We start from the raw sequence: 17599 nt of genomic DNA on the forward strand, positions 1-17599 counted from the left end.
TGCGCTCGTCGCCGGGGAAGTGACCGTGAAACGCTTCACGCGTCGGGTTTCGCCATCCAACTTACGATCGGCATAGCCGGCAAGACCCAGCCGAGTCCGGCGACAACATAGAAGATCGCCTGGTAGAGACCGGATGCCGCGAGCCACGGCATTTGCGCAACCGCCATGCCCAGCAGCGACCAGACGACGACCAGCACGAGCAAAGCGATCGTGCCAAGGAATTTCCGGGTGCGTATCCGCATACCTTAAAGTGCAACTCGTGACCGGGACGAGGCTTGCGCCGGGGCTGCGGTGGACTATAAAGGGCACGAAAAATACCTTCAACTGTGGCTTTTTTGATGACCCGTCCGATCGCAAAAAAGGAATTCCATCTGCGCGCCGTGCGCGGGTGGCTTGTGTTCATAGCGCTGCTGATTGCCGCGATGGTGTTGGTCGGAGGCGCGACGCGGCTGACTGAATCCGGCCTCTCGATCGTCGAATGGAAGCCCGTGACCGGCACGCTGCCTCCGCTCTCGCAAGAGGAATGGGCCCAGGCCTTCGAGGGCTATAAGCAGATACCGCAGTATAGCGAGATGAACGCGGGCATGACGCTCGATCAGTTCAAGACGATCTTCTGGTGGGAGTGGAGCCATCGTCTGCTAGGACGCTTTATAGGTATCGCGTTCCTGCTGCCGTTTCTCTGGTTCATGTGGCGCGGCGCGCTGCCGTCGGATCTGAAGCGGCGGCTCTGGATCATTTTCGGTCTCGGCGGACTTCAGGGCGCGGTTGGCTGGTGGATGGTTGCGTCCGGCCTCACTAAGCGCGTCGAGGTTTCGCAGTATCGTCTCGCGACGCATCTGGTGCTGGCGCTGCTGATTTTCGCGGCCGTCGTCTGGACCGTGCGGCGATTGTCGGAGCGTCCATCGTTGCTGTCGCCGATGCGGTTGCGCGTGACCAGCGGCATACTGCTGGTGCTCGTTTTTGTGCAGCTTTATTTCGGGGCGCTGGTCGCCGGACTGCGCGCCGGCAAGGTCTTCAACACCTGGCCCGACATCGACGGATCGTTCATTCCGTCCTCCGCGCGGCTGTTTTTCGAACAACCGTGGTGGCGCAATCTGTTCGACAATACGCTCACGGTGCAGTTCGAGCATCGCATGATGGCCTATACGCTGTTCGCGATTGCTGTTTTTCATCTGATTGATGCGCTCGTGTCGCGGGCAAGTTCCGCCGTCGTTCGCGGTGCGCTTTGGCTCGCCGCAGCAATGACGCTACAGGCGACGCTTGGTATCCTGACCCTCCTGCACGAGGTTCCGATCCCGCTTGCGCTGGTGCATCAGGGGGTTGCGATCCTCGTCCTCACGCTCGCGGTTGTTCAGGCGGAACGGTTGATGGCCGGTAACACGGCGTTGGAAGGGCAACGACTGCGCGTGGCGGCGGGATAAGATCGGTCCTGGTGGGCGTTCCGCGCCGCGACCGGAGCTTTAGTTCTGGTTTTTGTTTTGGTCCGTACGAAATCGCAAGCCGGCTGCTCGCGAGTTTGAGGCCGCATGACTCCGGGCCATGCTGAAGCGGCTACGATTGATTGAAATCGTCACCTTAACTTCAACCTGACACAAAGCCGAATATCTGGCGCTATGCAGATTCGCGAATTTGCATCATGATGTCGGAGTCATAGTCAGCATCGATAACGCGGAAACCGCAAAATTCTCTCCCGGTCGTTGGCGGGTCTGAATTGGGGTCAATCATGGCGAGATCTGGCAATCTGTCGGTTCTGCTCATCAGCACCTGGGCCTTCACCGTCTGCTTCGCTGTCTGGATGATGTTCGGCGTGATCGGCATCCCGATCCGCGCGCAGCTTGGACTTGGTTCGACCGAGTTCGGTCTCCTCACGGCGACGCCCGTCCTCACCGGTGCGATATTTCGTTTGCCGTTGGGCATCTGGACCGACCGCTTCGGCGGACAGATCATCATGCTGCTGTTGCTGATTGCCTGCGCGATCCCGCTTTGGCTGTCCGCCTATGCGACCGCGCTTTGGCAGTTTTTGCTGCTCGGATTGGCGCTCGGTCTCGTCGGCGCTTCATTTTCGGTCGGCACACCTTACGTCGCGCGCTTCTTTCCCAAAGAGAGCCGCGGTTTCGCGATGGGCTTCTTCGGTGCAGGAACAATCGGAGCGGCGCTCAACATGTTCGTCGCCCCGTGGCTGATCGAGGCCTATGGGTGGCAGATGGTTCCCAAGGTCTATGCGGTCGCGCTGCTGGTCACGGCGCTTTTGTTCTGGGTGTTGTCCAAGCCTGATCCTGGCGTTGGCGGTCCGGTCGCATCAATGTGGCAGCAGTTGTCCGTGCTGCGCAATCCGCGGGTCTGGAAATACTGCCAGTACTACTCGATCGTATTCGGCGGCTTCACCGCGCTGTCGATCTGGATGCCGCAATATTTCAAGACGGAGTATGGCTTCACCATCGCGCAGGCCTCGCTTCTCGCCGCCTGCTTCTCGCTCCCCGGCGGCGCCTTCCGCGCCTTCGGCGGTTGGTTGTCGGACCGCTTCGGCGCTCATAATGTGACGTGGTGGGTGCTGTGGGTTGCCTGGATATGCCTGTTCCTGCTGTCCTATCCCAAGACCGACCTGATCGTGCACACGATCCGCGATCCCCTGAGTTTCAGCATCGCTCTGCCGTCGTGGTTCTTCACGATGCTTCTCTTCACGCTCGGCATTGCCTTTGCCTGCGGCATGGCTTCGACGTTCAAATATATCGGTGACGACTTCCCTGACAGCATGGGTGCGGTGTCCGGCATTGTCGGCATGGCGGGCGGCCTCGGCGGCTTTCTGCTGCCGATCACGTTCGGTGCGATCCTGGACTGGCTCGGCATCAATTCGAGCTGCTTCATGCTGCTCTACGGCATCATCTGGGTGTCGCTGACCCTCAATTATCTGACCGAAGTCCGGCAGGCCCCGGTCATGGGAGAAAGGTCACGATCTCCGGCGACGGACTGATCCAAAAAAACAGAGTTTGATGCAACGCAGTTGAATCGGAGCTCAGGTTGGGCAGCAGACGACCATATGCGCTTCTTCACGCCATCGCCTGATCGAGATCGGCCATGAGGTCTTCTTTGTCCTCGATGCCGATTGACAGGCGAACGACATCGGGTCCGGCACCGGCTTTGGTCTTAGCCGCATCGTCGAGTTGGCTGTGCGTGGTCGATGACGGATGGATCACAAGCGATCGAGTATCGCCGATATTGGCAAGGTGTGAGAACAGCTTGAGTTTCGACACCAGATTGACGCCGGCGTCGTATCCGCCTTTTAGGCTGAACGTGAAGACCGCGCCCGCTCCCTTGGGCGAATACTTGCGGGCAAGGGTATTGTACTTGTCGCCGGGCAATCCGGCGTAGTTGACGGCCGCGACCGCAGGGTGGACGGCCAGCCATTCAGCGATCGCCTGCGTATTCTCGCAATGTTTCTGCATCCGTAACGGCAGCGTTTCGATGCCTGTCAGGATCATGAATGCATTGAACGGCGACAGCGCCGAGCCGAGATCGCGCAGGCCAAGCGCACGGCAGGCAATCGCGAATGCGAAATTGCCGAACGTCTCCTGTATCCGGATTCCATGATACTCCGGGCGCGGTTCGCTCAGCATTGGAAATTTGTTGTCCTTCGACCAGTCGAACGTGCCCGCATCGACGATGATGCCGCCGAGCGAGTTGCCGTGGCCACCGAGAAATTTCGTGAGCGAGTGAAGCACGATATCGGCGCCGTGCTTGATCGGCTGAATGAGGTAAGGGCTCGCCATCGTATTGTCGACGATCAGGGGGACACCGGCCTTGCGTGCGACGGCGGCGATAGCTTCGATATCGGTGATCGAACCTCTCGGGTTGGCGATGGACTCGATGAAGATCGCCCGTGTTCGCGGCGTGACCGCTTGTTCAAAAGTCTCGACGTCGTCCGGATCGGCCCACGCCACGTTCCAGCCAAAGCTCTTGAATGCGTGCGTGAACTGATTGATCGTCCCGCCATAGAGCTTGCGCGCGGCGATGACCTCATCGCCGGGTTTCATGAGCTGCTGAAGCGTGATGACCTGCGCGGCGTGTCCCGAGGCTACCGCGAGCGCAGCAGTTCCGCCTTCGAGCGCGGCGACTCGCTCTTCCAGCACCGCGTTGGTCGGATTGCCGATGCGGGTATAGATGTTGCCGAATGCCTGCAATCCGAACAGCGAGGCCGCGTGCTCGGCATCGTTGAACACGAACGAGGTGGTCTGATAGATCGGCGTCGCGCGTGCGCCGGTGGTCGGATCAGGCTGGGCGCCGGCATGGACAGCAAGCGTTGCAAAGCCTGGGATGCGATCGGTCATCTCGTGTCCTGTGTGCTCGGTCGAATGTGACACGGTGGATGCTGAGGGGATCGCGGGTCGCCGTCAAGGCGCTGCCTCAAGTGTCGGCTTTTTCCGCGCGTCGCGACGGTGGCCGCGATGCTTTAAACAAGAATCACGCGCTCACGCCGAGCCGCTCCTTGTTGAAAGTCCCGCGGATGTGCTGTCTCGGAGGCATCATGACTCATCTGGTGGTCCAGAACAGATCATGAGGTTTTGCGTTAGCTCCAACTCGGCAAGCGACTAATGGTCGGGGAAGGGAACGCTGTTCTGGCGCGTCGCCCGATCCAGCCGCACATGCGACACCTACCTATCCTATTCTATTCCGAACATTTAGAGATTTCACAGGTAATATAGAACCGTTTTCATAAGTGTATGATTATTATATAGAAATTACTTATGAATGACGTTGACTAGAGATGGTCGCTTCTCTAGAACCCCAATGGTTCGGTGCGTGGGCGCCGAGGTTTCTTTTCACGGATCTCTCACATGAAAACGTTCTCGGCTAAGCCCGCCGAAGTGACGAAGAAGTGGGTGCTGATCGACGCCAGCGGACTGGTGGTCGGACGGCTCGCCACGCTCGTTGCGATGCGGCTGCGTGGTAAGCATCTGCCGATCTATACGCCGCATGTCGATTGCGGCGACAATGTCATCATCATTAATGCCGCCAAGGTGGTTCTCACCGGCCGCAAGCGTGACAACAAGGTCTATTACAATCACACCGGATATATTGGCGGCATCAAGCAGCGCACTGCGAAGTCGATCCTCGAGGGGCGCTTCCCGGAGCGCGTCATCGAGAAGGCCGTTGAACGTATGATCCCGCGTGGACCGCTGGGACGCGTGCAGCTTGGCAATCTCCGTGTCTACGCCGGCGCGGAGCATCCGCATGAGGCCCAGCAGCCGGAAGTCGTCGATATCGGCGCTATGAACCGCAAGAACAAGAGGGCCGCATAATTATGTCCGATACCATGCAGTCTCTCGATCAGTTGTCGTCGCTGAAGTCGGCCGAGTCGGAAGCGCCGAAGCACACCAAGAAAGTCGATAAGTACGGCCGCGCTTACGCCACCGGCAAGCGCAAGGACGCGGTTGCCCGCGTCTGGATCAAGCCGGGCGCCGGAAAAATTCTCGTCAACGCCCGGGAGGTCGACATCTACTTCGCTCGTCCTGTGCTGCGAATGATGATTCAGCAGCCGCTTGTTGCCGCCGCACGCGCCGGCCAATATGACGTGGTCTGCACCGTCGCCGGCGGCGGCCTGTCTGGTCAAGCGGGAGCTGTCCGTCACGGCTTGTCCAAGGCATTGACAAACTTCGAGCCCGAATTGCGTAGCGTACTCAAGAAGGGTGGCTTCCTGACCCGCGATTCCCGCGTGGTTGAGCGCAAGAAGTACGGTAAGGCGAAAGCCCGCCGTTCATTCCAGTTCTCGAAACGCTAAAGACGCTAATTGGATCGTTCATGGCATTCGCTGCTGCTTGGTGGCAGCGAATGCCGGTTCTCGGAATCCAACGCGATTATCCCTTCCGGGACTGGAGTGGGTATATCGGGCTCCTCAAGAAGCCTGTTATGCTTGCGGGATGAAGCTGGCTTCGTCGCCGTCTGGGAAGAGAACCGGCGTGGTCTCACGTCTGCTGGTTCTCGCGCGATGCGCATTCGCCATCACGCTGCTCGCGCCAAATCTTGCCCTAGCGCAGGTCGGCACGGAGACAGCGGCTGATCCCGGACCTGCCGTCAAGGCCGACAAGACAGATCAAGATAAGACCGACAAGGCAGATCAAGACACGCGCGAATCGATCTGTCTGATGGTCGAGTCGGCGGCGAAGGCCGAGAGCTTGCCGCTGGAATTCTTCGCGCGCGTGATCTGGCAAGAAAGCCGGTTTCAGCCCGACGCGGTGGGACCGTTGACGCGCAGCGGTCAGCACGCCCAAGGCATTGCGCAGTTTATGCCGGGGACGGCAAATGAGCGACGTCTGCTCGATCCGTTCGATCCGGTGCAGGCCCTGCCGAAATCAGCCGAATACCTGAACGAGTTGCGCGGGCAGTTCGGCAATCTGGGATTGGCGGCCGCGGCCTATAATGCCGGACCGCGCCGGGTGCAGGACTGGCTTGACGGCAAGGGAGGCATGCCGGCGGAGACGCGCCACTACGTTGCCGCGATCACGGGATCGTCGGTTGAGGACTGGGCTGCCGCCGGCAGGAACGGCACGCTACCCGCGCAGCCATCGACGACGAGTTGTCGCGAGTTGATGGCATTGTTGACGCGCGCGCCCAATCCTTTCGTTTCGGAGCTTGAACAGCATGTGAAGCTCGGGGCCGACAAGTTATGGGGCGTACAACTCGCAGCCGGTTTTAGCCGTGTCCGCGCCATGGCTATGTACGCACGAGCCATCCGGCGGCTTGGCGCCGTGATCGGCGACCGCGATCCGAGTCTTTTGGGTTCGATATGGCGCAGCCGCGGCACCCGGACGTTCTATCAGGTCAGGATCGGGGCCGATACACGCCCGGAAGCCGATGGTCTCTGCAAGCAGATTCAGCGTGCTGGCGGCGCCTGCCTCGTGCTGCGGAACCCGCGCGTGAAAGGTTGAATCCGGCATCCAGGGCGGTGCGCGACGCTATTCGACACGCGCACCTTGCGTCATCATTGGTTATGCTTTGCGATGAATAACGGTCCGATTGCTATTTAGGATTCCAGGAGCTGTCGACAATGGTGCGTGAATACGAGGTACGAGAGGGAGAGTTGGTCGTCGAGGTACCGCCGACGACCGACGCCGGGCTGGTGTTCATCGGCCGAATTCGCACGCCGTGGACGTCTCGGCTCAAGACACCGCGTCAGGGGCGCGAGGACGGCCCGGTTTGCCGGCTCGAGATTTTCGATCCCTGGAAGCCTGCATTGCAGGGGCTCGATCGATACACGAGCATCGAAGTCATCTACTGGTTGCACCTTTCGCGTCGCGACATCGTGCTACAGACCCCAAAAAGCAGTGGCGCGACCCACGGTACGTTTTCGTTACGATCCCCGGTGCGTCCCAATCCGCTGGGAACGTCGCTGGTCAAGCTGGTCGGCATCGAGGGATCGACCGTGCTGGTGCGCGGACTGGATTGCCTCGACGAAACGCCGTTGATCGACATCAAGCCGAACCGCTGCCAATTCACGCCGATTGCTCCGCCGCAGGATGGCGATTTCGAAACCGGCTGACGGTTCAGTTTTCCCGCAGGCTGGGATCAGTAGCCAGTCATAACCTCCCGATGCCTGTGCTCAGGACGTCATGAGACGCCGTCGTCTTCGGTCTTGCGAAATGGGGCGGCCTCCGTAAGTTCGCTGGCCGCTGCGGCGACATACTGACGTTCGCGATTGAGGTAGTCACCCACCGCGCGGCGCAGCCCCGGATCGGCAATATAGTGCGCCGAGTAGGTGGTCTGCGGAAGATAACCGCGCGCGATCTTATGCTCGCCTTGAGCGCCAGCCTCCACGGTTTTCAAGCGACGATGGATGGCAAAATCGATCGCCTGATAATAACAGACCTCGAAATGCAGAAAAGGATGATGCTCGATGGCGCCCCAGTGTCGTCCAAACAGCGTGTCTGAACCGATGAAGTTGATGGCGCCTGCGATCCAGCGGCCGTTACGCCGGGCCATGATCAGAGCGATATCCCGGCCCATGTTTTCGCCGATCAGGGAGTAGAACGGCCGGGTCAAATAGGGCCGGCCCCACTTTCGCGATCCCGTTTCCATATAGAATTGAAAGAAAGCGTCCCAGATTTCCTCTGTGAGATCGCTGCCGGTGAGGACGTGGATGGTGATGCCGTTGGCCAGCGCATCACGACGTTCACGGCGGATCGCCTTGCGGTGTCGCGAGTTGAGGCTGGCGAGGAAGTCCTCGAAACTGGAATAGCCATTATTCTGCCAATGAAACTGCTGGTCGGTACGCTGGAGGAATCCGTTCTCAGCGAGGAACGCCCATTCTTCCTTGCGGGCAAAAGTGACGTGGACCGACGACGTGCGGGTCGCGTCACACAAGCCGACGAGGCCACCGGCCAACGCGGCGCAGACGGCCGCTTGGTCGTTGCCGGGGCAGATCAGAAGCCGCGGACCGGTAGCCGGCGTAAACGGAACCGAAGCCAGAAGCTTGGGATAATAGCGTCCCCCGGCGCTTTCGTAGGCATTTGCCCAGCCGTGATCGAAGACATATTCACCTTGCGAGTGTGACTTCAGATAGCAGGGAACGAGACCTACGATTGCTCCATTTTGGCGCGCGATCAAATGGCGCGGCCCCCAACCGGTTCGGGAGCAAGCCGAGTTCGATTCTTCAAGAGCCAAGAAAAAGGCATGCGAAACGAATGGATTGTATGTTTCTTTTGAACTTGAAAATGAATTTTGAGGTGGCGTGGAGGTTGTGCTGTCGGACACGTCGCTGGGAGCGACCGCCGGATTGGCGCAAGCATCCCAGTCGCCAGCCGGAATTTCGCTGACGGATCCAACGGCTGCGAGCGATATTTCGGATGATGACATCAAGGGGCTGAACTGGTCCTATAGCGTTTCCGAGCGAAGAAGCGGACGCCGGATTATCGTGAAAAAACACGTCAAATCAAACCTATGGAGACACCTTTGATTCCATCGCACGACATCAGAGGTTGGACGCGATGTGGACAAGGTCAAGGGTCGCCGGATCATATGTTCGGGTGGAAACCCTCGAAGATCATCTGATCGGCGTGTCTTGCGGCACGAGTACGCTGTTCCGCAGTGCGCACCGTCCACGTCAGCAAGGGACATCTGAAAAAGTTTCTTGCAATCCATGGTGCCAGAGCTGGAAGTTCGTTCACGTTGTAAGCCACAAAATGCGGTTGGGTGCGAAAGGCATGACGCAGATGGGTCATCGCCGCGCGCTGGTCCGGCGTCGCATCGGGCCAATCGGCTGCGGTATAGTGGCGCTCGGCGACGATACCGCGCGGGCGCGACGGCATCAATTCGCGCATCGCCATGACCTGATCCGGGTCGAAGGACATACCGGCTGCTGGCCCGTCATAGCCGGACAGCACCTCCGCCATGCGTCGTACCAGCCGCGTGCTGCCATCGAAATGACTTTTGACCTCGATCAGCAACGGTACACGGCCGCTGACCATCGCGCAGAGTTCCGCGAGCGACATCATTCTTTCTGACGTGTTCTTGAAAACGACCCGCTTGAGTTCGGCCACGGTCTGGGTCTGCAAGGCTCCCGATCCCTCGGTCAGTCGGCCGAGTTCATCATCATGGTGGACCATGGCCTCACCGTCGGCGGTAAGCTGGATGTCCACCTCGATGCTGAAGTTTCCGGCGATGGCCGCCCGGATCGCCTCAGGCATGTTCTCCACGATGCCGCGAGCGTGGTCATGCAGACCGCGGTGGGCGATCGGGCGTGCTGTCAGCCAGTCGGGTGCGCGCATCAGAGTCAGGCAACTTCGAACAGGCCTTCGATTTCGACCGCCGCATCTGCTGGAAGGGAGGCGACGCCGACGGTGCTGCGTGAATGGCGCCCCTTGTCGCCGAACGCTGCAACCATCAGATCCGATGCGCCATTCAACACCTTGGGTCCATCGAGGAAATCGGGAGCTGAGTTGACGAAGCCGCCCAGTCTGACGACGCGGACAACCTTGTCGAGATCGCCGAGCGCGGCTTTGACCTGCGCCAGCAGATTGAGGGCGCAGCCGCGCGCAGCGGCGTTGCCCTCTTCAACGGTAACGCCTGCGCCCAGCTTGCCCTTCGCGATCAAGTTGCCGTCGGAATCGAGGCAGAGCTGTCCGGATACGAACAACAGGTTACCGGTACGGACAAAGCCGACGTAATTCGCCACGGGCGATGCTGGTTCATGCAGGGTGATGCCCTGCGCGGCCAACTTCTGCTCAATCACTCCTGCCATGTCAGACCCCCCGTAATGGATGTTCCACTCGAAATCCGTTGAGGAGCCTATCTCGCCTATCGTCGTACGACATGCAAGCCGATGCCGAGTTCGGGCAAGTATCCGGAATTTCCTGACGGGCGATCAAACTTTCGGGATAGGCCGCAAATCGCAGTGTGCGGCTGTACCTCCCCAGTTGCAGCGCAATGGAGCGGTGACTATGGTCGGATTCGATCCATCGAGAGACGATATGCGCCATCATTTCCATCGCTCCGCTTTGTGGCTTTGGTCAGGGTTTCTGGCGGCGACTGGAGCCGCTGCGTTCCTGCCGACATCTGGTGATGCCGCGCACGCCGCTGCCGGCGTTCCGTTTCTATCCCACCAGGCTCTGTATAATTTGAGCCTGGCGAAGTCTCGTGGCAGCACCTCCCTGGACAGCGCCCGCGGACGAATCCTTTACAAGTTTTCCGGAAGCACTTGCGAGGGCTATACGTCTGATTTCAGGCAAGTTTCAGAAATGGACAACGGCGAAGGTAAAACCACGTTGAGCGATATGCAGTCCACGAGCTGGGAGGACGCGGAGGGAAGGACTTACCGTTTCAAGATTATGACTCGCATGAACGATAACGATCAGAGCGAGGTTGACGGAGTCGCTGAACGCACTGGTGACAAGATTACCGTGAAACTGAAACGGCCGTCGACCAAAACGTTCACCGTTGACGGCAAGGCGGTGTTTCCGACCGAACAGATCCAGCGGATCATCGCGGCTGCAAAAGAAGGAAAGTCGGTGCTCGAGCTAACCGTGTATGACGGAGCCGACAACGGTGAGAAAGTCTACAACACTTTTTCGGTTATCGGAAAACCCATACGGGGGGAAGCGACGAGATCGTCGCCCGATCCATCGACCACCCATAGTCAGATGAAGACCCTGACGCGATGGCCCGTCACTGTCAGCTACTACGAACGCGACGCTGCACGTACCGGCGGTGAACAGATCCCAAATTACTCCATGTCTTTCGAGCTGTTCGAGGATGGCGTGTCGCGGGCGTTGGTGCTCGACTACAATGATTTCGTGATTTCCGGGACGATGGATAAATTCGACGTCAGCGATGTCAGGAGTGCCAGGCCCTGCAAGTGATGTCAGGCAAAAGATATTCACGGATGCTCCCGAACGATGGCTTCCGGGTATTTTGGGAATATGAGCCAGTCATTTTACTGACGTTGTCTTATTGCTGGCGTGGTTTTTCGGGTCCTTCATAGGCCAGGCCGCGGATGACGGCCGCGCTCCCGAACTTCTTGCGAAGGTCATCCATTGCCCGCTCAGCATGAGCTGAGCGAAGATCCAGCATATCGGCCGTGTTTGCTTGCGATTCCGCCCGGAGCGCGCTGACGCCTATTCCCATCAGGCGGAAAGCTGTGCCATCGATTTCCTTCGTCAGCATTTCTCGGCACGTTGCGAAAATCTTTACCGCAAGCTGCGTCGAAACGGGGATTGATTGCGAACGGGTCCGTTGCCGGAAATCGGCGGTCTTGAGTTTCAGCGTGATGGTCGATCCCGCTAGCTCACTTGCCTTCAGTCGCGAGGAGACCTTCTCCGACAGCCGCCAGAGGAATCGTTCGAGCGTGGCGAAATCGCGGATGTTGGACTCGAACGTTGTCTCGCTCGAGATGGTTTTGGCGCCGCGATCTGCGACCACCCGCCGATCGTCGATGCCCCGTGCCAACCGCCACAATTGGCGGCCCTCGGCCGGAAACTGCTTCATCATTTCCATTTCGTTGGCACGCTGCAGATCGCCGATTGTCCGAAAGCCGCGTTCCGACAGACGCTCCTGGGTGGCCGGGCCGACGCCGAACATGAAACTTACCGGCTTGTCCGCGAGCATAATGCACGCTTCGTCCTGATCGAGCGCCGCAAATCCGCGGGGCTTATCCAGGTCAGAGGCGATCTTCGCGAGGAACTTATTGCACGACAGTCCGACCGATACCGTGATGCCGAGTTCGCGTTCGACGTCGGTTGCAAATTTCGCCAGCACCTTGGCTGGAATCATGCCGTGAACACGCCGGGTGCCGCTCAGGTCGAGAAAGGCTTCGTCGATCGACAGCGGCTCTACCAGCGGCGTCAGCGCCTGCATGGTGGTGCGCACCTCGCGACCGACCCGCACATACTTCGCCATGTCGGGCGGAACCACGGTTGCGAAGGGGCAAAGCGCAAGGGCTTTGAACATCGGCATTGCAGAATGCACGCCATACGTCCTGGCAGTATAGCAGGCGGCCAGAACCACTCCGCGCCGACCACCGCCTACGATTACGGGTTTGTCTGCTAAGGCCGGGTTGTCCCGCTTTTCGACCGTTGCGTAGAACGCGTCGCAATCGATGTGGGCGAGGGCCAGTGTCGGTAGCGTCCGATGTCGCACCAGTCGGGGCGAGCCACACGCGCTGCAACGGGGCGCCGTAAAGCTGAGATCATCAAGACAATCGCGGCAAAAGCATAAGGGATCATCCGACGGACCTGCGGTCACGGGACGTCGCGTTTCTGAAAGGATTCGCTGAGCGCCAGCCGGGCGGCTGCGATAGTGGTGGGATGATGTCCGGAGAACTCCGAAAAGGCCTTCACGGTTGCGTCATCGCGCAGCATGAAATCGAGCACGCCGGTGAGGAAGTGCGGATCGGAGGCAGAGCTGCGCAGAGTTTGAGGACCGATTCCGGTTTCGGCTAGAAATCGGCCTAAAATTTCGGCGTCGTCCGCGACAAACGAAAGGGCCTGAATTGCTACCAATTCAGCTGCTTCGCGCGGGTTTTGCACACGCTTTGTCGTCACGACCGTTTGCCTTTCCGTAACCTATCAATTCTACTTTGGAACCAGCATGACCGAGTCCCGAAACCTTCAAACAAGTGCTAATCCGCTCGCATAAAGATCGTCTTACGTCTTAACGGCTTAGAGCGAATTCTAGTGCAAATCTAACTTCAGTTAGCGGATAAGTATTGCTGTGCCGGCATGTTTTCGCTCACCAGCGTGGATGAGCACCGAGTCGACTGGAGGGCCAGGGTGGCCAAGACGGTCCTGATTGTGGAAGACAACGAGCTTAACATGAAGCTCTTTCGCGATCTGTTGGAGGCTCATGGTTACCACACGTCCGGGACCAGCAACGGTTTCGAGGCGCTCGATCTGGTTCGCAAACTTCGTCCCGATCTGGTCCTCATGGATATTCAGTTGCCGCAGGTGTCCGGTCTCGATGTCACGCGCTGGATCAAAGACGATCCCGAACTGCGCGCGATCCCCGTTGTTGCTGTGACAGCATTTGCAATGAAAGGCGACGAGGAACGTATCCGCGAGGGCGGCTGCGAGGCTTACCTGTCGAAGCCGATTTCGGTTGGCAAGTTCATCGAGACCGTCCGCCGGTTCGTGGGTTGAGGAGATAAGAGTGTCTGCGCGTGTTCTGGTCGTCGACGACATCCCCGCCAACGTCCGGCTCCTTGAAGCACGATTGTCGGCGGAATATTTCGACGTCATAACCGCTTCTAATGGCGCGCAAGCACTGGAGACCTGCGCCCGTGCCGAGTGCGACATCATTCTCCTCGACGTGATGATGCCTGACATGGACGGTTTTGAGGTCTGCCGTCGGCTGAAGGCAAACCCGGCAACCCATTTTATTCCGGTGGTGATGGTGACGGCGTTGGACAGTCCGTCCGACCGCGTGCGTGGCCTCGAAGCCGGCGCCGATGACTTCCTGACAAAGCCGGTATCGGATGTGGTTTTGACCGCAAGGGTCCGTTCGTTGACGCGCCTGAAGATGATGACCGACGAACTACGCATGAGGGCCGTGACCTCGCTCGAAATCGGCGTGCAGGCGCCGGAGCGCGAGGCGGTTGGTGATAGCGGGAAGGGCGGGCATATCCTGTTGGTCGACGACCGCCCCTCGTCGTACGAGCGGTTGGCATCGATGCTGAGCGCCGAACACACCGTTGATATCGAAACCGAACCCTCCGAAGCGCTGTTTCGTGCCGCCGAAAGCAATTACGATCTCCTTATCGTCTCGCTCGGGCTAGAAAATTTCGACGGTTTGCGGTTGTGCAGTCAAGCGCGCTCGCTGGAGCGGACGCGACACGTTCCGATTCTGGCTGTTACTGATGCCGACGGCAACGGACGATTGCTGCGTGGTCTTGAGATTGGCATCAATGATTATCTGATGCGGCCGATCGACAAGAACGAGTTACTTGCCCGCGCGCGCACGCAAGTCCGCCGCCGCCGCTACACCGTTCACCTGCGTGACAGCATGCAGAGTTCGATCGAAATGGCTGTCACGGACGGACTGACCGGGCTGCACAACCGACGTTACATGGAAAGCCATCTGGCGACGCTGGCCGAGCAGGCCTCGCTGCGGGGCAAGTCACTAGCGCTCATGATGCTCGATATAGATTACTTCAAGTCGATCAATGATAGCTACGGTCATGATGCCGGTGACGATGTTCTGCGAGAGTTCGCGCTGCGAATCCGCAAAACCATTCGAGGCATCGATCTCGCCTGCCGTTACGGCGGAGAGGAGTTCGTGGTCGTGATGCCGGAGGCCGATCTGCATGTGGCGAGCATGGTGGCCGAACGTCTGCGCCGCGCGATTGCTGGCGAACCGTTCTCCGTCCACAAGGGGACGAAGCGGATCAAGGTGACCATCTCGATCGGACTATCAACCCTGGAGCGGAAGGGGGAACCTGTCTCTGACGTTCTCAAGCGCGCCGATATCGCGCTTTACCGCGCCAAGCATGACGGCCGAAACCGCGTCGTGGCGGAGGCGGCGTAGTCATTGATATCGATGCGATTTTTGATCCCGCGTGTGGTGCATCGTCGAATCAACGATCTGCAACCGTTTAAGTGCGTCTTGGCCGTCGGTCGTGCCAGCGAGACGGTGGCGAGACATGACGCACGCGCGTCCATTTTGCGTATGGGCGATGGCGTGGCACTCGGCTGAGTCCCGGTGGCTGCAACGCTAGCCGTGACACGAAGGCGGCATCAAGCCAACGCAAAACGGAGCCCGAAAGCTCCGCTCAATTCACCGCTGATGAAGCGATCTTACGTGATCGTCACTTGATCTTGGCTTCGCGGAATTCGACGTGTTTGCGCGCGACCGGATCGTATTTTTTCTTGACCAGCTTGTCGGTCATGGTGCGCGAATTCTTTTTAGCTACGTAATAGAAGCCTGTGTCAGCACTGGAAACCAGCTTGACCTTGATGGTGACCGCCTTGGCCATGTGCAAACCCTTGATGTCGGGAAATGGAAAAGCCGGCCCGCATCAGGCCTGCATTTGGCCGGCAAACTAGACTCGAAACATCGAAAGTCAAGGATTTCGAGGCTGGTGACGTAAAAATCAGTCCACGATGGGCACATTCGCTGCCCGAAGGCAGGTGTTATGGTTTTCGAAGCCGTCCTGCATGAGTCCATTACATTAAGCTCTTCAATCGATGTCATATCGTATTGTCAGTTTTTGTGTATTTCTCGGATTTTGTTCATTTAATTCTATGAAAGGCGGGAGAATTGAAGGTATGAGCTTCGACTGCGGCTGGTTCGACTCTTCATATAATCGGAAGTGTCAAGTGTGGCTCTAACGCCCCAGACGTAGAGTTTCCGCTGAAACGGCCCCAAAGGGGTTTCCTTAGCACCCCGACGGCGAATATGTTTCGCACGGGGACAAAGCGACTTGAGGGGATGATCCGGCGTGGAGGCTCCGCCTTAACGTCTGATAAGATGAAGAATGGAACTTCGCGGATGGGTGGTGTGAGACTGGTGGCCGGAGCTGCTGTGTTGGCTCTTGCGACCGTGTGGCCGGGGGTGGCGACACGGGTTTTCGCGGATACCATCGAGTCCGCACTAGTGCGAGCCTATCAGAGCAATCCTCAACTCAACGCTCAGCGTGCCTCGGTTCGCGTTACCGATGAGAGCGTGCCCCAAGCCCTGTCGGGCTATCGGCCCAAAGTCGCCGTAACCACGAGCGGCGGCTTTCAGCATACCGACATTACCTTTAGCCAGGGTCTGCCGGGTCAGGGAAACGTACTGGGGAGGATCAAGGGTAATCAGACACCATTCGCTGTCGGCGCCACGGCTTCACAGACGCTATTCGACGGTTTCCAGACTGCAAACAGAACCCGTGCTGCGGAAGGACAGGTTTCGGCCGCGCGCGAGGGATTGAGGGTTCTCGAGCAGACCGTACTACTCGCTGCCGCAACCATCTATATGGACTATCTGCGGGATTCCGCCATTGTGGAAGTTCAGCGCAGCAATGTCCGCGTGCTTGAGGAGACGCTGAAGCAGACGCGTGATCGTTTCAATGTCGGCGAGGTGACCCGCACCGACGTGGCGCAATCGGAAGCGCAACTCGCCTCCGGTCGCACCCAGCTTATGGCCGCTGAATCCACCCTCACGACCACGCGCGCGAATTTTCAGCGCATCATCGGCAACGAACCGGCGCAATTGGCACCGGGGTCGCCGGTCGATCGCTTCCTGCCTCCAACGCTCGCGGGTGCCGTGGATCTCGGCCTTATCCAAAATCCCAATGTGACCGCAGCGATGTATGGCATCGACGTCAGTCACTTGCTGGTCAAGGTTGCGGAGGGTGCGCTGTTCCCGAGCGTGATCCTTCAGGCCAATGTGCAACAGGGCCAAAACCAGCAGCTCACGGTGCCGAAACAGCTCCTAGCATCTGCGATCGCACAGGTATCGGTGCCGATCTATCAGGGTGGCGCTGAATATTCGCTGATCCGCCAGTCCAAGGAAACGCTGGCGCAACAACGTCTCACCCTCGAATTGGTCCGCACCCAGGCACGCGCCAGCGTAGTGCAGGCGTGGGGCCAGCTCGTTGCGACCAAATTGCAGGTGAAGTCGGCGCAGGCGCAGGTTGAGGCATCCGAGATTGCGGTCAACGGCATCCGCGAAGAGGCCAAGGCCGGGCAACGGACCACGTTCGACGTGTTGGTCGCGCAACAGACGCTCGTCAGCGCGCGCGTTGCCCTGGTGACTGCTCAACACGATCGTGTGGTTGCCTCTTATGCGGTTTTGAATGCCGTTGGTCGGTTGTCGCCGCAGGTGCTTAAGCTAAACACCACGGTGTACGATCCGAGTGTCCACTACCATCAGGTTCGCGACAGTTGGGTGGGTATGCGTACGCCGGATGGACAGTGATCGCGCCGACGGCAGCCGCGTTCACAGTCCGTTGCTTGCAATCAGTTGTTGCCATGCCATACCTTGATGCAAGGGCATGAAGCGATTCGGGCGATAGTCGGCGTTTATCTATCGGTCTTGCCGCGGAAGTTCGCGCGGAGAATCGATATTGTCACCGGTTCACAACGCTTTCTCGGGGAACAAATCCGGTTGCGATCGAAATCGGCGGCCGCATCTGGAG

The 17599-nt window shown here is 58.9% G+C and carries 18 protein-coding genes; 10 read left to right on the forward strand and 8 right to left on the reverse strand.

What is annotated here, in order from left to right; all coding sequences use genetic code 11:
• Positions 1 to 35: 35 nt before the first annotated feature.
• Complete coding sequence (locus tag ACM561_RS07590; RefSeq protein ID WP_079446371.1) at positions 36 to 242, reverse strand: DUF2842 domain-containing protein; 207 nt, start codon at positions 240 to 242, stop codon at positions 36 to 38.
• A 96-nt stretch (positions 243 to 338) separates the two neighbouring features.
• On the opposite strand from ACM561_RS07590, the gene ACM561_RS07595 reads away from it, so the two are divergent.
• Both ACM561_RS07595 and ACM561_RS07600 read left to right on the forward strand, forming a co-directional pair.
• Positions 339 to 1421 (forward strand): COX15/CtaA family protein, encoded by a 1083-nt coding sequence (locus ACM561_RS07595; RefSeq protein ID WP_425909174.1) that lies wholly within the window; start codon positions 339 to 341, stop codon positions 1419 to 1421.
• A 302-nt stretch (positions 1422 to 1723) separates the two neighbouring features.
• Positions 1724 to 2971 (forward strand): MFS transporter, encoded by a 1248-nt coding sequence (locus ACM561_RS07600; protein WP_425909175.1) that lies wholly within the window; start codon positions 1724 to 1726, stop codon positions 2969 to 2971.
• A gap of 76 nt (positions 2972 to 3047) precedes the next feature.
• On the opposite strand, the gene ACM561_RS07605 is transcribed toward ACM561_RS07600, so the two are convergent.
• Positions 3048 to 4325, reverse strand: a complete 1278-nt coding sequence (locus tag ACM561_RS07605; RefSeq protein WP_425909176.1) for an O-acetylhomoserine aminocarboxypropyltransferase — start codon at positions 4323 to 4325, stop codon at positions 3048 to 3050.
• 507 nt (positions 4326 to 4832) lie between these two features.
• On the opposite strand from ACM561_RS07605, the gene rplM reads away from it, so the two are divergent.
• The 4 genes from rplM to tsaA all read left to right on the forward strand — a co-directional run bounded on the left by rplM (position 4833) and on the right by tsaA (position 7534).
• Entirely contained in the window at positions 4833 to 5297 is a 465-nt protein-coding gene (gene rplM, locus ACM561_RS07610; RefSeq protein ID WP_425909178.1) for a 50S ribosomal protein L13, read from the forward strand.
• A gap of 2 nt (positions 5298 to 5299) precedes the next feature.
• The gene (rpsI, locus tag ACM561_RS07615) at positions 5300 to 5776 is read left to right on the forward strand and encodes a 30S ribosomal protein S9 (RefSeq protein WP_079446376.1); all 477 of its coding nucleotides are present in this window, start codon (positions 5300 to 5302) and stop codon (positions 5774 to 5776) included.
• A gap of 139 nt (positions 5777 to 5915) precedes the next feature.
• Positions 5916 to 6923 carry a lytic transglycosylase domain-containing protein gene (locus ACM561_RS07620; protein ID WP_425909179.1) on the forward strand — a complete coding sequence of 336 codons (1008 nt, stop codon included), beginning with the start codon at positions 5916 to 5918 and terminating at the stop codon, positions 6921 to 6923.
• A gap of 119 nt (positions 6924 to 7042) precedes the next feature.
• Positions 7043 to 7534 (forward strand): tRNA (N6-threonylcarbamoyladenosine(37)-N6)-methyltransferase TrmO, encoded by a 492-nt coding sequence (tsaA, locus tag ACM561_RS07625; protein WP_425909181.1) that lies wholly within the window; start codon positions 7043 to 7045, stop codon positions 7532 to 7534.
• A 68-nt stretch (positions 7535 to 7602) separates the two neighbouring features.
• Here tsaA and ACM561_RS07630 read toward each other — a convergent pair whose 3' ends face one another.
• From ACM561_RS07630 to ACM561_RS07640, 3 genes are all read right to left on the reverse strand, one after another.
• Positions 7603 to 8847 carry a GNAT family N-acetyltransferase gene (locus tag ACM561_RS07630; RefSeq protein ID WP_425909183.1) on the reverse strand — a complete coding sequence of 415 codons (1245 nt, stop codon included), beginning with the start codon at positions 8845 to 8847 and terminating at the stop codon, positions 7603 to 7605.
• A 158-nt stretch (positions 8848 to 9005) separates the two neighbouring features.
• Positions 9006 to 9758, reverse strand: a complete 753-nt coding sequence (locus ACM561_RS07635) for a glycerophosphodiester phosphodiesterase (protein WP_425909185.1) — start codon at positions 9756 to 9758, stop codon at positions 9006 to 9008.
• A gap of 5 nt (positions 9759 to 9763) precedes the next feature.
• Entirely contained in the window at positions 9764 to 10231 is a 468-nt protein-coding gene (locus ACM561_RS07640) for a RidA family protein (protein WP_079446381.1), read from the reverse strand.
• Between the two features lie 229 nt (positions 10232 to 10460).
• On the opposite strand from ACM561_RS07640, the gene ACM561_RS07645 reads away from it, so the two are divergent.
• Positions 10461 to 11348, forward strand: a complete 888-nt coding sequence (locus tag ACM561_RS07645) for a cell envelope integrity EipB family protein (protein WP_425909187.1) — start codon at positions 10461 to 10463, stop codon at positions 11346 to 11348.
• A gap of 88 nt (positions 11349 to 11436) precedes the next feature.
• Here the strand turns inward: ACM561_RS07645 and ACM561_RS07650 are convergent, their stop codons facing one another.
• Positions 11437 to 12729, reverse strand: coding sequence for a DNA polymerase IV (locus ACM561_RS07650; protein ID WP_425909188.1), 1293 nt, complete (start codon positions 12727 to 12729; stop codon positions 11437 to 11439).
• A complete protein-coding gene (locus tag ACM561_RS07655; protein WP_425909189.1) occupies positions 12726 to 13028 on the reverse strand; it encodes a DUF3572 domain-containing protein in 303 nt (100 codons plus the stop codon). The genes ACM561_RS07650 and ACM561_RS07655 overlap by 4 nt, the downstream gene beginning before the upstream one ends.
• Before the next feature lie 228 nt (positions 13029 to 13256).
• Between ACM561_RS07655 and ACM561_RS07660 the strand changes: the two genes are divergently transcribed.
• Together ACM561_RS07660 and ACM561_RS07665 are read left to right on the forward strand one after the other, a co-directional pair.
• A complete protein-coding gene (locus ACM561_RS07660) occupies positions 13257 to 13622 on the forward strand; it encodes a response regulator (protein WP_011314701.1) in 366 nt (121 codons plus the stop codon).
• A gap of 10 nt (positions 13623 to 13632) precedes the next feature.
• Complete coding sequence (locus ACM561_RS07665) at positions 13633 to 15006, forward strand: PleD family two-component system response regulator (protein ID WP_425909191.1); 1374 nt, start codon at positions 13633 to 13635, stop codon at positions 15004 to 15006.
• A 280-nt stretch (positions 15007 to 15286) separates the two neighbouring features.
• On the opposite strand, the gene rpmG is transcribed toward ACM561_RS07665, so the two are convergent.
• The gene (rpmG, locus tag ACM561_RS07670; RefSeq protein ID WP_007603295.1) at positions 15287 to 15454 is read right to left on the reverse strand and encodes a 50S ribosomal protein L33; all 168 of its coding nucleotides are present in this window, start codon (positions 15452 to 15454) and stop codon (positions 15287 to 15289) included.
• Between the two features lie 515 nt (positions 15455 to 15969).
• Here rpmG and ACM561_RS07675 point away from each other — a divergent pair.
• Positions 15970 to 17379: a TolC family outer membrane protein gene (locus ACM561_RS07675; protein WP_425909195.1), complete on the forward strand. Its 1410-nt coding sequence runs from the start codon at positions 15970 to 15972 to the stop codon at positions 17377 to 17379.
• Positions 17380 to 17599: the final 220 nt, after the last annotated feature.

The organism is Nitrobacter sp. TKz-YC02, from assembly GCF_049852135.1.
GTDB classification, from domain to species: domain Bacteria; phylum Pseudomonadota; class Alphaproteobacteria; order Rhizobiales; family Xanthobacteraceae; genus Nitrobacter; species Nitrobacter vulgaris.